A 16,569-nucleotide genomic window follows, 5' to 3' on the forward strand; every position below is an offset into this window, starting at 1 on the left:
CATTTGCCTCCTATTTATTATTCATTCTTGAAAGTACTTCCGTATAACCTTCTACAAGGTCTCCAAGGTCTTTTCTAAATCTGTCCTTATCTAGCTTTTCATTTGTATTTACATCCCAAAGTCTACAAGTGTCTGGTGATACTTCGTCTGCCAATATTATGTTTCCTTCTGAATCTTTACCAAATTCTATTTTAAAGTCAACTAACTTTAGGTTTAATTTTAAGAAAAATGCTTTTAGTAGTTCATTTATTTTTAAAGTTTCTTCTCTTAAGAATTTTAATTCTTCTCTAGTTGCTAATTTCATTGCTACTGCATAATCGTCATTTAACATTGGGTCACCATAAGCATCATTTTTATAGCTTATTTCAAAGATTGGCTCATCGAAAACTTCACCTTCTTCAAGACCAACTCTTTTGCAAATAGAACCAGCAGCGATATTTCTCACTATTACTTCTAATGGTAAAATCTCTACTTTTTTAACTAGCATCTCTCTATCTGATAAACTTTTTATAAAGTGTGTATTTATATTATTTTCTTTTAACATTTCAAAGATTATTGTTGATATCTTATTGTTTAATATCCCTTTTGAAGATATTTCTGCTTTTTTCTCTCCATTAAATGCTGTTGCATCATCTTTATAGTAAACAACATATTCATTTTCATTATCTGTAGAGTATACTTGTTTTGCTTTTCCTTCATATAATAACATCTGCTACCCCCTTAAATTCTTGTCGTCTTCTAGCACCTTTTGTGCCATCTCTTCTCTATATGATTTCAAATCCTCTTTTAATTTTGGGTATTTTAAAGTCATTATTTGTAATGCCAATAAAGCTGCATTTAGACCTAAATCTATTGTAACTGTTGCAACTGGTATTCCTTTTGGCATTTGAACTATTGATAAAAGTGAGTCTAGTCCATCCATAGTTGATGATTTAATAGGTAATCCTATTACAGGAATTAATGTTTGTGATGCTATTACTCCTGGTAAATGTGCTGCTTTTCCTGCTGCTGCTATTATTACATCAGTATCATCTTCTATTTCTTTTAGGAATATTGAAAGTTGTTCTGGTGTTCTATGAGCAGATAATGCTCTTGCTACAACTTCTATTCCATATTTTTCAAGCAGTTTTATCCCTTCTTCTAATTTTGGATAATCTGATTTTGAACCCATAACTACTGCTACTTTCATTAGACTTCCCCTCTCCGTTTATAAGTTATTTTACACTCTAAATCATTCGTATAATTATACGAATTATATATATTAAATTTTATATTAATATACATATATTATCAACTCTTTTTTGAAATTTTTTAAAAAAAATATTACTTGTGTTTTTTTCGTTCGCCATGTATCGAACTTTATTTATGTTTTTTTGTTAAAATAAAAATTAGGTTCTCTTAAATAAGTTTCAAATATATATAAACATAAATTTTTATATTAAATTTTAAGAATATATTTTAATAGGATAAATAAAATAGATAAATTAACAGCAAGATTAATCTTTGAACAAAAATTCATATCTACTCTTGAAAAAGTACATACAAATAATTTTTGTCTAAATGAATACTTATATAATTTATCTTAAATATATTTAATGATAACTCTACTATGAGATTTTATTAGTATGTAATTTTACTAGAATTTAATATAAAGAAAATATAAAACATTGTAAAAAAGTGTTATGGTTATTTTGTTGAAAATTAAGACATACTATTAAAGCGTAAATTACAATATAGGAGATGATTAAATGAGAATACTTTCAGAAACTGAAAAAATATCTTTAGCAGCCGTTATAAAAATGGAATCTGATGGATTACTTATGCAAAGAGCAATCAATATGTTAATATCCGATGAAGACCTAAAAAGACAATCAGAATCTAGTATATTAGCAACAGAAGGAAGAATTAAAGCTATACAACAATTTATAGTTGAAAATGAAATACTAATTTCTGAGGAGGTATAGACAATATGAGAAATATGATAGAAAATCTAATTAAAAACAATACTTATATAGACGATAAAGTAATAATATTAAGCATGCTTTCATCTGCTAAAGCAGCTGCTAATATGTATCTTAATTCTGCATTAACAAGCAGTACACCTGAATTGAGAGCTATATATTCAGCTTCACTAACTCAAATGGTTGAAGGCCATACAGCACTTACAGAGTTAAGTATTAATAAAGGATGGGTTAAACCATATGATAAACCTATTCAACAGTTAACATGTAGCTATAAGGAATCCCAAAATGTTATTGATTAAGCCAAACAAAACATATTTCTAATTATTTTATTTTAATTAGATAATTAAAAGGGGATATTTAAATTTTTATTTTAAGATATCCCCTTTTTCTAAATAATCTATTTTTTAATAAAAAATAGATTACCCACAATTTAAATATATAATTTTACATAGCTACTCTTAACTATTTTATGCAATTCTATCACTAACATTTTATTTACTACATATTTTTATAAGCAAAAACAATAGAGACTTATATTCTGAGATTATAAAATCAGGCTTATAAAACAATTCTTCTACTCCATGACTTCTATGATTCATCCAAATACTCTTCCAGCCAGCTTTTTTAGAACCTACTACATCATTTTTATAAGAATCACCTACATAATATGTATTTTCTCTATCTAAATTCATAACATTCTCAGCCATTCTAAAGATATTGATATCTGGCTTAGAAAAACCAACTTCACTAGAAATAAAAATATGATTTTTGTCGACCCAGTTTTCAACATTCAACTGCTTTAACTTCATTCTTTGATGTGCTGATGGTCCATTCGTTATGATTCCTATATTAATATTTCTCTCTTTAGAAAAATTCAAAACTTGCTCAATTTCTGGTATTAAAGTAATTCGTGATTGCTGATATATATACTCATCTTGAAAATTTTGGGCATCCTTTTCTTTAATAGGATTTCCTAATTCTTCAAAAGCCTTCATTATTCTATATACATGCATTTTCTCAATTGGCATCTCTCCACTCTCAGTCAAATGGAACACTTCATCACTATACTTTCTACTGCTTATATATAAATCTTCAACAGAAATACCTTTTACTGAAGAAAATATCTTATCATATGCAATATAAAAAGGTTTCAATTGATTGTATAAAGTATCATCTACATCAAAAATTAAATTAATCAAAATACTAGTCCTCCCAAATTTAGTAGTGGTAAGTATAATTATATCTATAAATACCTAGTATAACAATACTTGCCACTATAAGTCCTATTATTTATTCAAAATTCTTGTAGTAACACCTTTTAAATTATAACATTCTGCATACTCACGTAAAGGGCGCTTAATGTGGTCTACAACAAATCTTTGACCATCAATATTATTTTTACTTAAATTACTATAAAGTACTTCTATCTCTCTTTTAACACTATCATTGTTGAATGTATAGTGACCTGCAATATCTAATATCTCATTAGATAAAACTTCATCTTTAAATATTTCTTCAATAGTTAAATCTTTCTGTTCTCCCATTACCCACTTTCTCCAACGTCCACATTCAATAGCATCTACAAGAAGAACATCTCTAATATTTGAAGTTTTTTCAATTAATCCTTCTTCCTTTAGTTTTCTTTCAACTTCTGCTAACTTTAAGTATGCTCTCGTCTCTTCAGTTCCATATTGAGGAGCAACATTTGTTGCAATAATTTGAGATGGTATATGTTCTAATAAAGTCACATCATCCAAATAATCTCCATTATGTTCTTTTAATCCTACTCCATACTTTTTAGCCATTTGAGCTAAATCATAAGCATTCTTAAAATTAAAAGTACCTACTTGTTCTGTTTTTCTAGTTAGAGTCCCTGTCTGACCAACTATAAATGTTGGCATTGGTAAATCTCTCTTTTCAAGTTCAACTTTTAATTTAGTTATAAATGTCTCATATGTATCAGTTGAAGTTAATCCTCCATTTGTTTCCTCTGTCCCAACTTCATATCCTATTTCTGGCATATTGAGTCTTTTTCTTTCATTCTCACAATATTCAATCAATTCTACAGTTCTTTCTAGTACTATATCTAATGGAATTACCTTTCCCATTTCAAATGGGTCTTTTGTAGGGTCAATCATTAGTAAATCAAAACCTGCCTCAATATCAGCTAAATAAGATTTTTTTCCTAATTCCATAGCTTTATCAACATGCAAATGGTCGTTTCTTTCTTTATCTCTTTGCCATGGTCCTCCATGGTCTCTGCATAAGTAATATAGACCATCAAATCCAACTTTATCAGCTATTTGCTTAATATCCTTTGTAAAAGTTTTTTGATTCCAACCATTTACATAACCACCACCTAGTTCATCTGCATCTACTTGATTTCTACTGGCAATAAACATTAAAGGAAAATCATTATCTTTTGCTAGTTCAAAACTCGCTTGTAACAAGTTTGGTGACATAGGCCCAATCCCTAAAAGTGTTGCACTTTCCCCCTCTTCTTGTAAGTCTAGTAGTCGTTGTACGACAGTTTTTATTGGTAACTTTTTCATGACTATATCTCCTTTTATTCTATTTTTTAGATGTATTTAATAGTAATACTATTAAATACATCTTCTTGTTATATGTAAAATAAATTAAACTCTATTGAAAAGTATCTTTTATCTTTTTGATTAATGCATCAGATTTTTTAATTATGTCAGACACACTCATTCTTACAACTTTTTTTCCTTTAAATCTATCCATATTTCTAATTTCAACATCATTAGTTAGTATTACACAAGCTGCTTCCTTAATTTCTTTAGGTGATAATTCATTATCTATTCCAGAACTCCCTTGAGTCTCAACCTTTATTTCTATATCAAATTTCTTTGCTGACAATTCAAGAGATTCAGCTGACATATAAGTGTGTGCTACACCACTAGGGCAAGATGTTACTGCTACAATTTTCATATTCTTATCTCCTTTAAAGTTATAATTTTGTATGATTATTTTTTATAATAAATTTTATATAAATTAATAGTATTTATATACCTCTATAATTCTTCAAATACTAGTTCAATAGAATCCTCTATATCTTCTTCGACTTCTTCATCTTCTTTTACATCTTTCTTCACTAATTTCATCAATATCGCAACAGCAACTGCTCCAGTTAATACAGAAGCTATATATCCCAACCTGTTATCGACAACTGGGAGTACTATCAAACCACCCCAAGGTGCATGATTTAAACACCCTAATAAGAAAGCCATAATGTTTCCAATAATAGACCCAGCCATAATACAAGGAATTACTCTAACAGGGTCTGCTGTTGCAAATGGAATAGCTCCTTCTGTAATTCCAACACAACCCATTAATAGAGAAGCTTTTCCTGAGTCTCTTTCTTCCTTACTAAATTTTTTTGGGAACAATAATGTTGCTAATCCTAACCCTATTGGAGGTATACAGATTGCCACACCAACTCCCCCCATTAAATATGGAAGTGTGTCAACTTGAGTTTGGGCAAAGGTTGCAGCAACTTTGTTTATAGGACCACCCATATCTGAAGCTATCATTCCTCCTAAGATTCCACCTAAAGGAATTTTAGAAACACCAGACATTCCATTTAACCAATTAGTCATCCATGTCATAAAAGAAGCTATAGGCTCTCCAATTAAAAATACAATTATACCTCCTGTAATCAATGTACCAAGCAAAGGATAAATAAATATTGAACCTAAAGTTCTCATTGTTGGAGCTAATTTAATTTTCTTTAATTGTAAAACAACAAATCCCGCTATAAATCCTGCTATGATACCACCTATAAAACCAGCATTTACTTCTTTTGCTAAATATGCACCTATCATTCCTGGAGCCAATCCTGGCTTATCTGCCATACTAAATGCTATATATCCACCTAATATAGGAATAAATAAAGCTAGACCAGCAGCTCCAATTTGATTCAGTTTAGCTAACCATCCAGTTTCTGGGACAGCGGCTTGTCCACTTAAAGTAACTGATAATGCAAATAGTATTCCCCCAGCAACTACAAATGGAATCATATACGATGTTGCTGTCATAAGATGTTTCTGTAAAAACTTTAAAATCCTCATTTTAATCTTCCTCCCCTATTTTTTCTTTTATAAGATTATAGACTGTTTGTTCATCTGAATTTCTAATTTTATTTCTAAAGCTCTCATGCATCAATAAACGTGCGAGTCTTGACAAAATCTTTAAATGTAGATTATTTTCATTGTCTTTTGTTACAGATATCAGAAATATTAAATCCACTTTTTCGCCTTCTTCTGTCCATACGATAGGGGTATCAAGCTTTCCTATAGTAATACAAGAACTTTTAACTCCTATACTTTGGCTATGAGGAAGACCTATTCCATGTCCAATATAAGTCGATAATGTTTCCTCTCTCTTTAAAACATCTTCTAAAAATTGATTTTTATCTTTTAGATAACCCTCTTTTGATACTGCATCTACTAATGATACAATGGCTTCTTCTTTTGAATTAGCATGTATTTTAAATGAACATTTTACATTGACTAATTTACTCATACAGTGACCTCCTTTTCGTATCTATGAATTAAACTTTCTGCTTCTTCTTTTGTCTTCGCTCCCTCTAACATAGTAATAAAATTAGTCTTATAAACCATTTTAGTTAAATTAATTATTGCAGGAATTTGCTCCTTTTTATCTCTACTTGCTAGACAAAATATAATTTTGACTTTTTTATCTCCAAAATTAATTGCTTCTTTACATATCAATAAACTTATGGAACTTACTTTAACTAATGAATTATCATTCCCATGTAACAGAGCAAACTCATTATCTTTTATAGCATAAAAGCCCACATTTTTTAAAATATCTATAATATTGTCAGCATACTTTTCTGATACGAAATCACAATCAGCAAGTATATTTGAACTAATCTCTACAGCATCTTCCCATTTTAACTTTTCATCAATTATACTTATAGTATCGATTCCTATTAAATCCCCTAAGTTAAGTTGTCTAGATAATATTCTCTCATCACTGTATCCAAGCTCTTGCCATATAATACTCAATACTCTTTTTTGTGCATCTTCTTCTAAAAAATCCAACCTTTTTTTTATTGACATATAATTAGTTAATACATTCTTCCTTTTTATTCCTTTTTCTTCAAGCTTTAAATAATCCTCTTCTTGTAAAAATGGATTTAGCTCAATAATTGTTTTAGGTAAATCTACTATTATCTTTGATGTTGTTACAATAAAATCAATACTTTCCCATTCTTTATAATCTTGTAACTTATATGATGGAATACTATCCACTATATTTATCTGGTAATCATTTATTAAAGTATCCTTTAACATAGCAATTACGCCATAACCAAATCCACAAACTAACAATATATTTTTATAATTATTTCTCTCATTTCTATGTATGCTTCCTAAAAAGTGTATTGCTAAAAGTATTATTTCGTTTTCATTCTTTATTTGATTTAATACTCTATTTTTTTGAATAGAAGCCTTAGTAGCCTCTAGTACGTACTGGTATTTGTCTGGTATGACATGAAATAATTCTTCATAAATCTGTATATTCTGTTTGATTCTCTCTATCAATGGAGCAATATGATTAAGTAATCCTTTATAAAGAATCATATCTTCCTTAAAGTCACTTTCCAATATCTCTGACATATTGTAAATTAAGTCTTGAACTATCATTTCTGTACTAATCAAATCCATATCTTCATTTAAACTTGCATATTTATTTGTAAAAAATACAAAACTCTTTAACAACAAAATTTGTTCTTTAGTTAAATTTTTTTGTATTATTTGTTCAAATTCTTGGTCAAACTTATTTTCAAAATATGGTTCACTTAAAGAAGAAGATTCTAAAGGATGTTTTTCATCTGAATGTATATACCATGTAAAAAGGAAAATATTTGACACATACCATGTAAAAGATTCATCGTTTAAAGTCCATCCCATTTGCAATAATAAATTTGTAGACCAATTATATATATCACTCAAAGAAATACCTTTAAATATTTTTTCAATTATATTTACTATATACTTCTCAAATACACTTAAATCAGATTTTTCCTTGCCAAAAAGATAGGAATATAATTTTAATATATTCAATCGCTGTTTATATATAGTATCTTCATCCCCACTTATCTTGAAAGCTTTATCATAAGTAATAATTATTTGATTTCTTTCCAGTTCACTCGACAAAACATTAAGATCATTTTTAATTGAACTTCTAGAAACTTGAAATTCTTTACTCAATTTTTCTAAATTTAAGTTATCTATTTTAAACATTGATATAATCTTCATAATGGATACTCGTTCAGTTAAAGAAAATACATATTCATTATTATCTATTAATACTACTTGGAAGTTATCAGGAATAATTAATACACCTTTATTCATCTTTTGTATTACAGGTTTGTTCAATGACTGTAAAACAATATTTAAATTATTTATATCATATCTAACCTTTCTTTCTTCTATATTTAGTTGTTTACTAATCTCCTTATAACTTGTCTTATTTTTTCCTTTTAGAAAATTCATAATGATTAACATTCTTCCACTTATCATATTTTCCCTCCTTTCAAAATAATTAGAGTTATCAATATTGCAAATTTTATATTATTCTGTATATTTTCATTCTTTTGTGTCTAAAGAAGTAACTATCTTTCTATATTCAGAATAATACAATAGGGCTTTGACTACAACTTACAATATTTGAAAATTGTTTTTACAAAATTTGTAGCTACATTTTTTTAGTAAATACACAAATAAAAAAGACAAGTTATATTTTTAATTATATAACCTGTCTAAATTTTTTATTTTATATTTAATCATTAGATATTCTTAAAGTTTTTATTTTATTATTTTCATATGTGAACTTTTCAAACTCAGATATTAATAGTGGTTTAGAGAAAACATAACCTTGGATATAATCACATCCTACATTTTGTAGAAACTCTACTTGCTCTAATTCTTCAATTCCTTCAGCAATTACCTTCATACCAAGTCTTCTACTAAGTTCAATAATAGACTCAATAACCACCTTACCACGTTCTATATTGTTTTTACTGATAAAGAATGAACGGTCGAGTTTAATTATATCAACTTTAAAATCCTTTAATATCCCTAATGATGAATATCCAAATCCAAAATCATCTATAGAACACTTAAATCCTTTAGAATGAATATCCTTTATTACATCTATAGCTTCTGGATTTTCTAAGAAGATAGATTCTGTAAGTTCTAAATCTATTAAATGTGTTGGTACATCATATTTATTACATATAAGCTCATATTTTTCCAAAAACGACTTATCCTTTAAATGTTGTCTAGATACATTAACAGAAATTATCAACACTTCTTTACCTTCTTTTATCCATTTAGAAATCAATTTACAGGTTTCTTCAAGTATATATAAATCTAACTTACATATAAATCCACTTTTCTCAAAAAGGGGAATGAAATCATTTGGATAAATTATGCCTTTTTCTGAATTTCTCCAGCGCGTAAGAGACTCTGCTCCACTAACTTTACCATTTTTTATATCAATTTTTGGTTGTAAACATATAAAAAATTCTTTATCTTCAAGGGCTTTTTCCATTAGATTTGAAATTTCCTTTTCAGATATTAATCGCTTTCTTTCTATATCACTATAAAAAGAAAAATCACTTTGATGAGCTTTGTTGAAGCTTTTTCTTGCTGTATTTGCATAGTCTTGTATTGTGATTAAATCTTCATTACGATTTTCAATTGTGTAAATACCTACTGATATTCTTAAAAAGTACGGATTTTCTCTGTTTTCATTAAAATAATTTATATCAGCTTCTATTTTATACAATAACTCTAGAACTTCTAACACTGGTCTATTTTTAATAAACAAATAGAAAAGGTCTGCATCATGACGACATACAAATTCTTCATTTTTAGTAATATTTTTAGATAAAACAGTATAAATATGTTTGAGTGTCATATTTCCTTTATCACTACCAAAGCAATCATTTATTAACTTAAATTCCTTTATATTTATCGCAATCATCATATAGGTACTATCTGGTGATTCTGAAATTAAAGGTTTGACTAACATGCCAAACTTGGTTTGGTTAATGCCATTCGTTATATTATCTAAATACGCAATATTTTCTATTTGATTTACATATTTTTTTCTTATTATATATAAAAGCCCTGTTATAATTCCAATAATACATGTAACTATAAATGTCATTATTATTGTAAAAGAGTTTAACTTATTAAGTTCACCAAGTACAGCTTCTTCAGGTACTACAAGAACAAAATACCAATCATTTAGGCCTTTTGTAATTGGATAATAAGTTAATAAACACTTTATATTTTTTGATGAAGTTATTACAGTATGTCCTGACTTTTCATTTTTAAAATCATTAAGCATCTTTTGAACCCAAGGCTCATCCATAGAATCTTTATATTTGTAACTAAGGTCTTTTATTAATTCACTATTTTCGCCTATAAAAAGTGGGTTTCCCTTACTGTTAATAATCTCAATAGTTCCTTCCCCATTAAAATTCTCTATGTTAAGGATATAATTCATACTTTCTTTATCAGAGACACCTATTAAAAGACTAGACACCTCATTCTTATCATCAAATATTGGCACAGTGTAGAGCACAGCCCCTAGCGACTCTATTACCTCTGAATATTCTTTACCTTCCATTCCTTTTTTATATGAAACAGTATTCTTTAAGTCAAACTTTTTTCCACTTAAAAACTCTGTCTTCCCTTCTAAATCAATTATTCCAATATCATAATACTTATAACTAGTCTTTCTTTTAGATAAATACTCATAACGACTATCACCCTTATATTGTTTAATAAAATCTGCCATTATTCTTAAATCAGATAAGATAAATTTTATTTTAGAATCAACATTCATTACAATTTGTGTAGATACATCTTTTAAATAGTTCTCCGCTTGTTTATTAGATATATTATGCAGTTTTATGGTATTGAAAATAGTAATTACAAGGATTGAAATAATAAGTAGATATAAAATTATAGACAGAAACAAACTATTTTTCTTATACCTTGATAATTTCATTTTTTGTCCTCCAAGTTATAAATCTATTTTTTAAATGTATATTGAAACCTACGAAATTCACTGCTACTAATTCATTCACACTATATTATATTATTCTATTTCTTAATATTCAAGAATACTACTTTAATATTTCATTAATAAATTGTAAATAATAACTTTATTAATCAATCATATGAGATATAATCTTTTATGTGCATAAATATAATAAATACAATGTCTAACATCTTATTAATTAAATTTACTAGACACTATTATCTATTAATAAAAAAACTATCCCTAATTTTGAGATAGCTCTTCATTTTAATAATACCTTTGATGTTTACTAAATAGATATATTATAATAGTTCTCATTTATTTTCTCTAATAACATGGCATGGATTCCCATAAGCTATGGTATTGGATGGTATTGACTTCGTCACAACACTTCCTGCACCAATAGTTACATTATCTCCTATCGTTACACCTGGTAAAATAATACTTCCTCCACCAATCCAAACATCATTCCCAATTTTAACTGGAGCAGTTATAGTTTTACAAAATTTAAATCCATCATCAGTTCTTTCTCCAAATCTATCTTTAGCATTTGTTGGATGAAAAGCTGTATATATTTGCACATTAGGGGCAATTAACGCATTATCACCTATTATGATTTCATTATCATCTAAAAAAGTACAATTCATATTTACTTCACAATTATTACCAAAATAAATATTATTTCCATAGTCAACATAAAAAGGTGCAGTAATCCATATCTTCTGTCCTCTTTTCCCCAAAAGCTCAGTTAAAATACGTTCTTTATTAATATTGTCATCTGATTTCAAATTATTATACTCTCTAGTTAAATCTTTTGCCTTATGCCATTGATACAACAATTCTTTATCTCCACAATCATACAATTCTCCTGCTAACATCTTTTCGCGTTCTGTCATTTCATCCTCCTACAATATTTAAGTATTTTAATCAGACATAATATTTAATATTATCCCATGTATATCAGTACAATAAAAAAGTAAATACAAAGATAGTAAGTAACTATAACCTCTACCTAAATTAACTCTATACTATATATTCACTACACAAATATAACACAAACTATATTTGTATTACAATTCACCACTGTATTGCTTCTTTATTTATATTTGAATTTTAGTACCTAAATTAAACAGTACTTATTGTCCCATTAAAAATTTAAATTTACCCTTGAATCTGACACCATGTTAGGGTATATCATGCATTCAGAGAGGTGAATAATATATGATAATAAACCTTCTATCTATTTAAAATGTAAATATCTTCGCTTTTGACTTTTCAGAAACAGGAAAAAGTGGTGGAAATGAAAAAGATTTAAATTACATTGTTACATATATACGAGAACTCACCCAAACACTAAACTTGTATATTGTGTTTGAGTGATGACATTACAAATAAAAAAATATCCCCACTATACCACTTATTAGCATGATTATGATAGGATTGATTTTCCATTTACGCACTATCAATAACATAACACAAAATATCATTAATGCAACCCAATTTAATTTATTAAATATAGAGTTGATATCTAATGTATTTGTCCCAAATAATGCAAGTATTATAATTGTAGCTGCGGCTGAAATAATTAAACCTAATGATGCTGACTTTAGACCATTTAACACTTCAAATATGTAAGTAGAATTCTGGTGCTTTTGAAAAAAATTATATAAAAATAGAGATATCACTACTCCACACAATACACAACCTAAGGTAGCCGCAATAGCTCCACATAGACCTCCAATTTGAAGTCCAACAAAAGTAGAAGTATTAACAGCTAATGGACCTGGTGTCATCTGTGAAATAGTTATAATGTCTGTAAACATCTTTTCGCTTATCCATTCAGTTTGACTTACTACTTGCTCTTGAATTAAAGGTATGATTGCATAACCACCACCAATACTAAGCAATCCTATTTTTAAAAATATGAGAAATAAGTTCCAAATTATATTCATTTATTTTTCCTCTTCTTGCAGAATACTCTCACTATACACACACAGCAGCAAACAAATAATATGAGAGCTACATTTATACCCATAATGAAATTTGCAAAGAAAGTGACAGGTATCATAACTGATAAAAATATAGATTTTTCTTTTAGTATCATAGAACACATGTCAACAATCAAATCCACGATTAGTGCAGCAACACCAGCCTGCATTCCTTTTAATACTGCGTTAACGATTGCATTGGATATAAAAGTTGTATAAAATATTGATACTAATCCAAGAATAGCTAGTGGGGGTATTATAGCAGATATACAACTAATGATAGCACCTAAAGTACCTGCTACTCGATAACCTGACAAAGCAGATAAATTGATTGCAATTGCTCCAGGAGTTGATTGTGCAACTGCCGCCATACCCATCAAATCATCCTCTGTAAAGTATTGCTTCTGTTTTACAAAATAACGTCTAACCATAGGTACAACTACATACCCCCCTCCAAAAGTGAATGTACTAATGAATAAATTGATAGTTAGAAGCCAAAAATATGGTTTTTCACTTTTCTTCAAAATCTATCTCCTTCTTTCTTCCTTCTCTTATTTAGTATATCTCTTGCCCTGCAATCTGTAAAATGATAGAATTTAATAGAATCAATTAATTTTATTCATGTCTAGTGAGGATATTTATTATGAACATAAGATATTTAGAGATTTTAGAAGCAATTGAGCAAACAGGAACATTCACAGGTGCTGCAAAAAAATTACATATTACACAATCTGCAGTATCTCATGCTATAGCTGAACTTGAACAACAGGCTGGCACGGCACTATTTGATAGATTTCCAAGAGGAGTATGTTTGACTAGTTGTGGTATTTCTCTTTTAGAAGAAGCACGCAGTATACTAACCGCTTGTCGCAATTTAGATAAGAGAATTAGCCATTTAGAGGAAAGTACACCCATAAATATTGTATCTAGCATTACAATTGCTTCTTTTTTACTTCCACCAATCTTAAGTCGATTGAAGAATTCATTTCCATCTCTTAAAGCGAATGTACGTGTTGAAAGTGCTAATTCAGCTATGGACATTTTAAAAAGTGGAGAAGCCGATATAGCTTTTTGGGAAGGTATAGAACCACAAGGGGCATTTCGCACAATTCTATTAGGCTCCTATAAATTATGTGTTGCATGTGCTCCAACTTTTCCTTTATCAGAACAGGTACTATCTCTACACCAATTATGCACATTTCCATTGTTGTTGCGTGAAAAAGGAAGTGCTATTCGTGATACTTTAGATAGTGTATTATCTCTTTCCAACCAAAAAGCTTATCCCGTTTGGGAAAGTGTTAATTCTTTTGCACTTATTAAAGCCGCAGAGGCAGGATTGGGTATAACCATTTTACCAGAAAATTTATTATCAGATTCTCTATTACATAATAAATTACGATTGATTAAATTAAATGGTACAGATATGGAAAATAAAATGTTAGCAATCTTACATAAAGATAAAAATATCACACAACCTTTGAAAATAATATTAGACAATATAACCAATATACTTTAGTTTAAAGATTTAATTTCTTAACATCAATTTTTGTTAAATGAAAAAAGTGTGTACTATTCTTTGATATTGTGATATTTTAATTATCATCATTATCTAGAATAAATACACACTTTATTTTAGACATCATCTAAACTGAAATAAGATGATAGTCTCTATTGTATATGTTTTAAATTAATAATATATTCTTTTTTACCTCTCTCAACTCTAAACTTATCATTTTTGTTAGGATAAATAGTCACAACATTATCTTTATACTCTGATTCATCATATTTTATATTAAGTGGCATAACTTCAGATTCTGCACATAGATAGGTAACAGGCTTATCTTTGTTCATTACAACAATCTGTACCATGCCATCACCCTTTGGAGATGATATATTCCTCCATTTATATCCTACTGTTTTATATATATCCTCTGCGGATGTCCCAGATTTAAAAACATATATTTTATCCCATTCAGGAGTCGTTACTTCTGATAATCTTATCTCGCTCTTATCTTTACTGACTTTATTAACTGAAGAAATGAACTCTCCAAATTTTTCATCTTCTTGATTTTTTTCAAATTTAACTAATTTACTAGCTTTATCAACCACATTCCATTTGTCATTATTTTTCTCTAATTTAAAATTAATCTTAGAAATACATTCTCCATGTTTCCCTGGTTCAGTAACTATAACATTTTCCCCTGATTCATTTTTATAATCATGCTGCTCAATTTGAACATGATTATGTCCAGCAACTATAGCATCAATTCCATCAACTTGTTGCGCTAAGTCTTGTATTCTATTTCCTGGGTTTCTAGGTTTTTTAGGTTTTTCACCTGTATGTGCAACAGCTACTATGATGTCAGGTTTCTCTTTTTTCATTATATTAACCCATTTTTTAGCATCTTCTACCAAATCATTCATATACAGTTCACCATTATATCCTTCTTGGTCTTTTAACTCTAATGATTTAGTATCTACAAGCGCTCCATCTTTCCATTGTTTTCTCTCACCAACTTCTTTTATAGTAAGCCCTAAAATCCCAAGCTTTACATTTCCTTCAGGCGTATTAATATTTTTTATTATGTATGGTTTCGTATAATTTTCTCCATTTTTCTTATACGTATTTGCTGATAATATATTTATCTTTTGTTTTTCAAAATCAGATATCATATTATCTAAATAGAATTTATTATTAGATATGAATTCATGATTACCAAGAACTGCAACATCATAACCTACTTCTTTCATATCTTTTGAAATAGGTGTTTCAATATAACTTTCAGAACCTCCATCATTATTTTTTTGTCTAGCGCTAAAATAATCATTCATACTGCTACCTGATACTTCCCCACTATCAAAAAAATCTCCAGCATCTACTAAAGTTAGATTTTTATCTTTTTCTCTTTCTTCTTTTACATAAGAAGTTAATTCATAAGGTATCACACCATGTAAATCAGTAGTCGCTAACACATTTATTTCTGTTGTTTTCTTTGAGGCACACCCAGACATAAGTGCTGCAAATAGAAAAGTAACTACTATAATTGTTTTATTTTTCATAATCCCTCCATATTCTAAAATATTCATTTTAATATACTAACTACCAAGTTATTCTATAGTATTAATATTAATACATTATGTACAGAAATCATATTTATTTTCATATACATAAAATGTTAAAAAATAAAAAACTTGATAACTTAATATCCAATCTCCTTTATCTTATCTTACTTAATATCGTTTTCAACATTATCCAATCGTTGCTAATAAGTATAATTTATATGCTTATCACTGTCAAGTTTAGCTCATCTCCTCTACAATATATCCCAAAATTACCTAATTTCTATCTACTTAATTTATTAACTACTTCTATTTACTCTAATTTATGCCATCTTCTCAATTTAACTTAATCAACACGTCTAGTCCATTTTTTGAAGTAAAATAACATTAATATGCATAAATTTATTCAATTTTCAAATAATCATGTTGAATAATAACTAATTCTGTTG

The 16,569-nt window shown here is 28.2% G+C and carries 16 protein-coding genes; 3 read left to right on the forward strand and 13 right to left on the reverse strand.

Features of this window, described 5'->3' with window-relative positions:
* Window positions 1–10 precede the first annotated feature (10 nt).
* Both purC and purE read right to left on the reverse strand, forming a co-directional pair.
* Window positions 11–709 carry a phosphoribosylaminoimidazolesuccinocarboxamide synthase gene (gene purC, locus Q3223_RS11410; protein ID WP_054268779.1) on the reverse strand — a complete coding sequence of 233 codons (699 nt, stop codon included), beginning with the start codon at window positions 707–709 and terminating at the stop codon, window positions 11–13.
* Between the two features lie 3 nt (window positions 710–712).
* Complete coding sequence (gene purE / locus Q3223_RS11415) at window positions 713–1,189, reverse strand: 5-(carboxyamino)imidazole ribonucleotide mutase (protein ID WP_003425290.1); 477 nt, start codon at window positions 1,187–1,189, stop codon at window positions 713–715.
* A gap of 559 nt (window positions 1,190–1,748) precedes the next feature.
* Here purE and Q3223_RS11420 point away from each other — a divergent pair.
* Together Q3223_RS11420 and Q3223_RS11425 are read left to right on the forward strand one after the other, a co-directional pair.
* Window positions 1,749–1,964, forward strand: coding sequence for a hypothetical protein (locus Q3223_RS11420; protein ID WP_003420960.1), 216 nt, complete (start codon window positions 1,749–1,751; stop codon window positions 1,962–1,964).
* Window positions 1,965–1,969: 5 nt separating this feature from the next.
* Window positions 1,970–2,263 carry a spore coat protein gene (locus tag Q3223_RS11425; protein WP_054268777.1) on the forward strand — a complete coding sequence of 98 codons (294 nt, stop codon included), beginning with the start codon at window positions 1,970–1,972 and terminating at the stop codon, window positions 2,261–2,263.
* A gap of 192 nt (window positions 2,264–2,455) precedes the next feature.
* Here Q3223_RS11425 and Q3223_RS11430 read toward each other — a convergent pair whose 3' ends face one another.
* From Q3223_RS11430 to Q3223_RS11475, 10 genes are all read right to left on the reverse strand, one after another.
* A complete protein-coding gene (locus Q3223_RS11430) occupies window positions 2,456–3,163 on the reverse strand; it encodes an HAD family hydrolase (protein WP_284181523.1) in 708 nt (235 codons plus the stop codon).
* A gap of 87 nt (window positions 3,164–3,250) precedes the next feature.
* Window positions 3,251–4,516 (reverse strand): class II D-tagatose-bisphosphate aldolase non-catalytic subunit, encoded by a 1,266-nt coding sequence (locus Q3223_RS11435; protein ID WP_284181522.1) that lies wholly within the window; start codon window positions 4,514–4,516, stop codon window positions 3,251–3,253.
* 91 nt (window positions 4,517–4,607) lie between these two features.
* Entirely contained in the window at window positions 4,608–4,916 is a 309-nt protein-coding gene (locus Q3223_RS11440) for a PTS fructose-like transporter subunit IIB (protein ID WP_054268773.1), read from the reverse strand.
* Window positions 4,917–4,999: 83 nt separating this feature from the next.
* Entirely contained in the window at window positions 5,000–6,055 is a 1,056-nt protein-coding gene (locus Q3223_RS11445; protein ID WP_054268772.1) for a PTS fructose transporter subunit EIIC, read from the reverse strand.
* 1 nt (window position 6,056) lies between these two features.
* A complete protein-coding gene (locus tag Q3223_RS11450) occupies window positions 6,057–6,509 on the reverse strand; it encodes a PTS sugar transporter subunit IIA (protein ID WP_284181521.1) in 453 nt (150 codons plus the stop codon).
* Window positions 6,506–8,536 (reverse strand): BglG family transcription antiterminator, encoded by a 2,031-nt coding sequence (locus tag Q3223_RS11455; RefSeq protein ID WP_407812021.1) that lies wholly within the window; start codon window positions 8,534–8,536, stop codon window positions 6,506–6,508. The genes Q3223_RS11450 and Q3223_RS11455 overlap by 4 nt, the downstream gene beginning before the upstream one ends.
* 259 nt (window positions 8,537–8,795) lie before the next feature.
* Window positions 8,796–11,039, reverse strand: a complete 2,244-nt coding sequence (locus Q3223_RS11460) for an EAL domain-containing protein (RefSeq protein WP_407812022.1) — start codon at window positions 11,037–11,039, stop codon at window positions 8,796–8,798.
* A 347-nt stretch (window positions 11,040–11,386) separates the two neighbouring features.
* Window positions 11,387–11,968 (reverse strand): sugar O-acetyltransferase, encoded by a 582-nt coding sequence (locus Q3223_RS11465; RefSeq protein ID WP_284181519.1) that lies wholly within the window; start codon window positions 11,966–11,968, stop codon window positions 11,387–11,389.
* A gap of 489 nt (window positions 11,969–12,457) precedes the next feature.
* On the reverse strand, window positions 12,458–13,024 hold the full coding sequence (locus tag Q3223_RS11470) for a chromate transporter (protein ID WP_074178099.1): 567 nt from the start codon (window positions 13,022–13,024) through the stop codon (window positions 12,458–12,460).
* Entirely contained in the window at window positions 13,021–13,587 is a 567-nt protein-coding gene (locus tag Q3223_RS11475) for a chromate transporter (RefSeq protein ID WP_407812032.1), read from the reverse strand. Before Q3223_RS11475 ends, Q3223_RS11470 begins: the two co-directional genes overlap by 4 nt.
* A gap of 116 nt (window positions 13,588–13,703) precedes the next feature.
* Between Q3223_RS11475 and Q3223_RS11480 the strand changes: the two genes are divergently transcribed.
* Entirely contained in the window at window positions 13,704–14,576 is an 873-nt protein-coding gene (locus Q3223_RS11480) for a LysR family transcriptional regulator (protein WP_284181518.1), read from the forward strand.
* A gap of 152 nt (window positions 14,577–14,728) precedes the next feature.
* Here the strand turns inward: Q3223_RS11480 and Q3223_RS11485 are convergent, their stop codons facing one another.
* Window positions 14,729–16,120: a metallophosphoesterase gene (locus tag Q3223_RS11485; protein WP_074178101.1), complete on the reverse strand. Its 1,392-nt coding sequence runs from the start codon at window positions 16,118–16,120 to the stop codon at window positions 14,729–14,731.
* Window positions 16,121–16,569: the final 449 nt, after the last annotated feature.

Origin of the sequence: Clostridioides sp. GD02367, assembly GCF_045900275.1 — a bacterium.
Classification (GTDB): Bacteria; Bacillota; Clostridia; order Peptostreptococcales; family Peptostreptococcaceae; genus Clostridioides; species Clostridioides difficile_A.

Bases quoted from the DNA above. Each gene is read 5' to 3' on its own strand.
- purC (WP_054268779.1), bottom strand. From the start codon at position 709: ATGTTATTATATGAAGGAAAAGCAAAACAAGTATACTCTACAGATAAT.
- purE (WP_003425290.1), bottom strand. From the start codon at position 1,189: ATGAAAGTAGCAGTAGTTATGGGTTCAAAATCAGATTATCCAAAATTA.
- Q3223_RS11420 (WP_003420960.1), top strand. From the start codon at position 1,749: ATGAGAATACTTTCAGAAACTGAAAAAATATCTTTAGCAGCCGTTATA.
- Q3223_RS11425 (WP_054268777.1), top strand. From the start codon at position 1,970: ATGAGAAATATGATAGAAAATCTAATTAAAAACAATACTTATATAGAC.
- Q3223_RS11435 (WP_284181522.1), bottom strand. From the start codon at position 4,516: ATGAAAAAGTTACCAATAAAAACTGTCGTACAACGACTACTAGACTTA.
- Q3223_RS11440 (WP_054268773.1), bottom strand. From the start codon at position 4,916: ATGAAAATTGTAGCAGTAACATCTTGCCCTAGTGGTGTAGCACACACT.
- Q3223_RS11445 (WP_054268772.1), bottom strand. From the start codon at position 6,055: ATGAGGATTTTAAAGTTTTTACAGAAACATCTTATGACAGCAACATCG.
- Q3223_RS11450 (WP_284181521.1), bottom strand. From the start codon at position 6,509: ATGAGTAAATTAGTCAATGTAAAATGTTCATTTAAAATACATGCTAAT.
- Q3223_RS11455 (WP_407812021.1), bottom strand. From the start codon at position 8,536: ATGATAAGTGGAAGAATGTTAATCATTATGAATTTTCTAAAAGGAAAA.
- Q3223_RS11460 (WP_407812022.1), bottom strand. From the start codon at position 11,039: ATGAAATTATCAAGGTATAAGAAAAATAGTTTGTTTCTGTCTATAATT.
- Q3223_RS11465 (WP_284181519.1), bottom strand. From the start codon at position 11,968: ATGACAGAACGCGAAAAGATGTTAGCAGGAGAATTGTATGATTGTGGA.
- Q3223_RS11470 (WP_074178099.1), bottom strand. From the start codon at position 13,024: ATGAATATAATTTGGAACTTATTTCTCATATTTTTAAAAATAGGATTG.
- Q3223_RS11480 (WP_284181518.1), top strand. From the start codon at position 13,704: ATGAACATAAGATATTTAGAGATTTTAGAAGCAATTGAGCAAACAGGA.
- Q3223_RS11485 (WP_074178101.1), bottom strand. From the start codon at position 16,120: ATGAAAAATAAAACAATTATAGTAGTTACTTTTCTATTTGCAGCACTT.